Genomic DNA, 4,273 nt, shown 5'->3' with positions numbered 1-4,273 from the left:
GTATCAAATATACGCTCCGCTTAAAAATCAAATTTCGCCTCGTCTAAGCGAAAAATACTGCGCCTTGCTCTACTGCATTTAAATTTCTAGTTTAAATTTTGTACCGCTTGCATTCAAATTTTACATCAAATTTAATTTAAGCATCCGCACCGAAAGGCGTTTAAATTTAGCTACAATCGCGCAAAATTTATCAATGCGAATTTGAGTAAATTTAAAGCTCTCAATCTCCAGTCGCGTAAACCCTGCGCCCACTCAAATAACAACAAAAGGAAAATTTTAAACTCCAAAAACTTCGCTATCTTTTTAGTCGTACTAAGCGCGCTCATGGCTTGTACATCGCTATCTACGGACGTATATCTACCTGCTATGCCTATAATGGAGCGGCAGTTGCACGGAGACTCGGAGCTTACGATAATGGGCTTTTTGATTGGTTTCGCCATCGCACAGCTCGTCTGCGGCCTATCAGTGATAGGATCGGGCGTAAAATCCCGCTTTTCATCGGTATGGCGCTCTTTGCGATCGGATCAGTAGGATGCGCGATGTCGGACAATATGCTGCGCCCTTTTCTGGTGTGTGTTTCAGGCCGTAGGCGCATGCGTAGGACCGATGCTAAGCAGGGTAATGATTAGCGATCTTTTCGGTAGCTCGCAGGCCGCACAGATGCTCTCTACGCTGGTTATCATCATGGCGATAGCGCCGATAGTGGGTCCGTTATTGGGCGGCGCAATACTGGAATTTGGCTCTTGGCACGGGATATTTTGGCTGATGGCGCTAGCTAGCGCGGTTATGTTTGCGATGATTTTTTCTCTGCCGGAGACCTTGCCGCCGCAAAAGCGCTCCACAAAGCCAATCGCATCGTCTTTTAGAAACTATCTAAGATTATTGCAAGACGCCAAATTTATGCGCTACACTCTTAGCGTGACGTTTTTCTACGTAGCCGCCTATGCCTTTATCACGGGCTCATCGTTTGTATATATCGATTATTTCGGCATTCCTAGCAAATACTACGGATTTTTATTCGGTATAAACATCGTGGGCGTCATGGCGCTAAGTTTCGTAAACAAAAAGCTGGTAAAGCGCTATGCGCTAAACCGCCTACTCATAGTCTCCACGCTCGTCGCCGCGCTTGCTGCCAGCGTGCTGTTTGCGTTTGCGTTTTTCAAAACGGGCGGCGTTCTTGGCGTGATAATCCCGATGTTTTTCGTTTTTAGCATGAACGGCATCATCGCTTCTTGCTCCAATGCCGCCGCTCTTGATAGCGTGCCGCAGGAGATGAAGGGTTCGGCCGCTGCGCTCATCGGCTCGCTGCAATACGGCAGCGGCATCCTCTCCTCAGCGATGCTTGCGGCGTTTTCTGCGGGTACGCCGTGGACGATGTCTTGGATAATAGCTATGTTTGTTTGGCTAAGCGCGCTCGCGGCGTATTTTAATAAATAAATTTAGCCTTGCGGGTTTGACTCAAATTTCGGTCAAATTTGCAAATTTGGGTCGTCAAAGCCAAAAATCAAATTTGGCACCGGCGGGCCGAGCTAAATTTTACTTTCTCTTATTTTCGCTTTTTTGTGCGTTTAGCGCCTCAAATTTCTGCTTTAAAATTTTAAAAACTTCATGTTTTGAGAGCTCGTATTTGTCGTATATCACGGCATCGTCGTCGCCGATAGGCTGCATGAGGCCATCAGCTGCGTCGCGGTCTAGTTTGCCTCTTTTAAACCTAACGTTTAAAACGTCGATTTTGCGTTTGGCGTCTACCATGCGAACGCCGATCTCTTCGATATCTTTAAAGTAAAATTTAGCGTTTTTGCCGCCCTTTTGCACTAAAAATCCGTCGTCATCGATGCTTAGAAAGCTAACTTGAAATATCTTTTTCACGCAAAAAACGGCGCAGATCACGGCAACGACCATCGTAAAAACGCCCGTTCCGCCTATGCCGTAATAAAAATACCCTGCACATCCCGCCGCAAACAGCGCAACTGCCAAAAATAGCGCGCTTACCGCCCCTTTTTTATTTTCTTTCGTCGTCATTTTTTCGCCTTAATTAAATTTTACGGCTCATTATATCTTAAGTTATCGATTTTTCGGCATTACGGAATAAAAAATAATAATAAAGTAGAAAATTCGGCGCAAGCAGATCTTTAAGCGCCGAATTTAAGGATTATTTTATTTTAGCTTCGAGTGAGATTTCTACATCCGGATAGCTTTTGCCGCCATGAAAAGGCTTGGCTGAAGCGGCGTATTTTTCAAATGTCTCATTGAGTTTCAAATCAGCCAACAAGTCAATGCCGATTTTAGCCTTTAGTTTACCATCTTCCACCGTATACTGCGTTTTGTAAGACTTTGAGTTTCCTTTTACGCTAACTTCGACTTCAGCTTCGCCCGCTTTTTCGTCGCCGCTTACGGATACAATTTTAGCCATTATTGCGTTGCCGTCAAAGATCATACCGATACGTTTGTCGCGATCGGGCAACTTTGTATCGATATTTTTAGGATCGATGTTAAACTCAAAGGTTTTTAGAAAATCGGCAAAATTTGCGTTTTCCGCGCTTTTAAAGCCAAGATCTTTAAACGTACCCTCGACGGCTGTTTTGTTAGCTAACTTATAACCAACGAATTTGACGCTAGGGTTGCCATCTACACTAAAAGCAAATGCCGAAGCAGCCAAAATAGATGTGACAAGCGCACCTGAAATAATTTTTTTCATACACTCTCCTTAAGATTAAGATTAATAACTAATATCATTAGAACGGGAATTATATAACCCCTACCTTCAAAGAATGCTTAAATTGGATATTTTTTATCCTTTTTTATTAGTAATGCCGTTTTTGCAGTACTTATAAAACACATCTAAGAAATTTAAAGCGCAAAAAAATACTATAATCGCCGCACTAATTTGCTCCAAATTTAAATTACTCTTTCCTAAAAAGAGATAAAAAACCGCCACTTCTACCGCACTATCCGAAGCCTACACGCCAAAAATATTTCCTTTTCGAGTTCCGCGCGGCATCCTCTAAAATGTAGCCAAATTTAACCAAAGCGGAGTATAATGCTATTAAAATAGCGGCTTAAGGAGGCGAAATGGGTTTAAATTTGAGCAAATTTTACACGCTTTTTGCCTTTTTTATCCTGATTTTTGCAGGCTGCGCGGATGAGAAGGGAAGCGCGTTTTTTAACGGTTACGTCGAGGAAGATTATCTTTACGTAGCGCCTAGCGTTAGCGGACGGATCGTAAATTTGAGCGTCAAAGAGGGCGCCGCCGTCCAAGAAGGCGAGCCGCTTTTTGAGATCGAGAGCGCCGAAGCACTAGCAAATTTAGACGCCGCAAAGGCTAACGTGAGCGCTCTGGAAGCCGAGCTAGCCGACCTTAGCACTGGCAAGCGCCCAGAGGAGATCGAGCGGATAGATGCCGAGCTAAAACAAGCCAAGGCCGCACTTTGGATCGCGGAGGCTAACTATGAACGCGCAAAGTCTCTGCTAGCTAAAAACGCCGTTTCGCAAAAAGAATTTGACGCCGCAAAGGCGGAATTTGACCGCGCAAACGCCCTAGTTAGCGAGCTAAACGCTGCACTAAAGATCGCAAATTTGCCAGCTAGAAGCGAACAAATAACAAGCCTAAAAGCAAAAATACAAGCGGCCAAAGCTAACGAGCGCGCCGCGCAGTGGAGACTAGAGCAAACCGCCGTTCTAGCGCCGAGATCCGGACTAGTCGAAGATATATTTTATAAAACGGGCGAGTTCGTCCAAAGCTCGCAGCCCGTGCTATCGCTGCTGCCGCCTAGCGAGGTAAAGATCAGGTTTTTCGTGCCTGCAGTCGCGCTGCCTAACCTGCGCGAGGGACAAAAAGCGCGCATCAGCTGCGAAGGATGCGCGGATTTTACCGCTCGTATCGTAAAAATCGCGTCCGCTCCCGAGTACGCCCCGCCCGTCATCTACAACCAAACCTCGCAAAGCACGCTGGTGTATCTAGTCGAGGCCGTGCCCGAAAACAACGCAACCGCCCTGCACCCGTCGCTACCGATAAAAGCGAGGCTAGAGCCATGAACGCGCAAAATATTTCCGCTCAAATTCGGCGTTCAAATTTGGACAAAATTTCGCCATGGCAAAATTTAAACGCTCGCGGCGGTAAAATTTACGGCGCAGACAAAACTCCGTCGCAGACCGAAAGAAAATCAAATTTGAGCGGGCTAAATCTAGCAAACGAGTTAAAAGCGAAATTTAGCAACGCAAATTTGCCCTCAAATTTGACAAACGCCTCAAATTTAACCGCAAGCCATAGCTC

The 4,273-nt window shown here is 45.4% G+C and carries 5 protein-coding genes and 1 pseudogene; 3 read left to right on the top strand and 3 right to left on the bottom strand.

Going from position 1 to position 4,273, the window contains the following annotated elements:
* Positions 1–170 precede the first annotated feature (170 nt).
* Positions 171–440: a hypothetical protein gene (locus tag Q0546_RS06005; RefSeq protein WP_298791419.1), complete on the bottom strand. Its 270-nt coding sequence runs from the start codon at positions 438–440 to the stop codon at positions 171–173.
* A 133-nt stretch (positions 441–573) separates the two neighbouring features.
* Here Q0546_RS06005 and Q0546_RS06000 point away from each other — a divergent pair, with 133 nt between their 5' ends.
* Positions 574–1,437 (top strand): MFS transporter, encoded by an 864-nt coding sequence (locus tag Q0546_RS06000; protein ID WP_298791418.1) that lies wholly within the window; start codon positions 574–576, stop codon positions 1,435–1,437.
* Positions 1,438–1,536: 99 nt separating this feature from the next.
* On the opposite strand, the gene Q0546_RS05995 is transcribed toward Q0546_RS06000, so the two are convergent.
* Together Q0546_RS05995 and Q0546_RS05990 are read right to left on the bottom strand one after the other, a co-directional pair.
* Positions 1,537–2,022, bottom strand: coding sequence for a molybdate transport repressor (locus tag Q0546_RS05995; protein WP_298791417.1), 486 nt, complete (start codon positions 2,020–2,022; stop codon positions 1,537–1,539).
* A gap of 130 nt (positions 2,023–2,152) precedes the next feature.
* Positions 2,153–2,698, bottom strand: a complete 546-nt coding sequence (locus Q0546_RS05990; RefSeq protein ID WP_298791416.1) for a YceI family protein — start codon at positions 2,696–2,698, stop codon at positions 2,153–2,155.
* A 374-nt stretch (positions 2,699–3,072) separates the two neighbouring features.
* On the opposite strand from Q0546_RS05990, the gene Q0546_RS05985 reads away from it, so the two are divergent.
* Together Q0546_RS05985 and Q0546_RS05980 are read left to right on the top strand one after the other, a co-directional pair.
* Positions 3,073–4,035 (top strand): HlyD family efflux transporter periplasmic adaptor subunit, encoded by a 963-nt coding sequence (locus Q0546_RS05985; RefSeq protein WP_298791415.1) that lies wholly within the window; start codon positions 3,073–3,075, stop codon positions 4,033–4,035.
* Positions 4,032–4,273 (top strand): annotated as a pseudogene (locus Q0546_RS05980) (ABC transporter ATP-binding protein); the annotation flags it as partial. The gene Q0546_RS05985 and the pseudogene Q0546_RS05980, both read left to right, overlap by 4 nt.

The sequence above is a fragment of the uncultured Campylobacter sp. genome (assembly GCF_937997465.1).
GTDB lineage: Bacteria > Campylobacterota > Campylobacteria > Campylobacterales > Campylobacteraceae > Campylobacter_A.
This window is presented reverse-complemented; position numbering and strand designations above follow the sequence as displayed.

Bases quoted from the DNA above. Each gene is read 5' to 3' on its own strand.
- Q0546_RS06005 (WP_298791419.1), bottom strand. From the start codon at position 440: ATGGCGAAACCAATCAAAAAGCCCATTATCGTAAGCTCCGAGTCTCCG.
- Q0546_RS05995 (WP_298791417.1), bottom strand. From the start codon at position 2,022: ATGACGACGAAAGAAAATAAAAAAGGGGCGGTAAGCGCGCTATTTTTG.
- Q0546_RS05990 (WP_298791416.1), bottom strand. From the start codon at position 2,698: ATGAAAAAAATTATTTCAGGTGCGCTTGTCACATCTATTTTGGCTGCT.
- Q0546_RS05985 (WP_298791415.1), top strand. From the start codon at position 3,073: ATGGGTTTAAATTTGAGCAAATTTTACACGCTTTTTGCCTTTTTTATC.